Annotated in this window: 1 protein-coding gene; it reads left to right on the plus strand. The window is 46.2% G+C overall.

The annotated features are described in order from the left end of the window. Positions 1 to 794, plus strand: a 794-nt coding sequence (locus R7Q09_RS24995) for a M16 family metallopeptidase (protein ID WP_318143804.1), incomplete at both ends; no start/stop codon positions are given.

A 794-nucleotide genomic window follows, 5' to 3' on the forward strand; every position in this document is an offset into this window, starting at 1 on the left:
TGACCGTGTTGACGTGAATGATCTTAAAGCGTTTTTCTTGCGTTGGTACGGTCCAAATAATGCGACGATCACGATCGGTGGTGACTTAGATGTCGAGCAAACACTGGCGTGGGTAAACAAATACTTCGGTTCCATTCCTCGCGGTCCAGAGGTTGAAAACGCACCGAAACAACCAGCTAAGTTGCAAGAAGACAAATACATTACGTTGGAAGATCGTATCCAACAACCGATGGTAATGATTGCGTGGCCAACCACATACAGCGGCGAAGAGAGCCAAGCATCTCTGGATACGCTATCGGAAGTATTAGGGGGTGGTACCAACAGCGTGCTGTACCAAGATTTAGTGAAGACGCAAAAAGCGGTTGATGCGGGTTCCTTCCATGACTGTGCAGAGCTTGCGTGTAATTTCTATGTCTACGCGATGGGAGATTCTGGAGACAAAGGCGATCTTTCGACCTTGTATGATGAGCTTATGAAGTCGATGAGCAAGTTTGCAGAGAAAGGTGTCACTGACGATCGTCTTGAGCAGTTGAAAGGTAAAGCTGAAGCGGATGCGATTTTCGCGCTTGAAAGCGTGAAAGGTAAAGTCACACAGCTAGCGTCGAATGAAACTTTCTTTGGCCAACCTGACTTGATTGAAAAACAATTGGAACAGATTCGCGCCGTGACTCCTCAATCTGTTGAGAAGGTGTACCAAAACTTTATTCAAGGTAAGTCGAAAGTCACCTTGAGCGTGGTACCAAAAGGCAAAACGGATCTTACTGTTAATTCTGCGACATTTACAACGCCAGAAC

This window comes from Vibrio sp. 2130-1 (assembly GCF_033339515.1).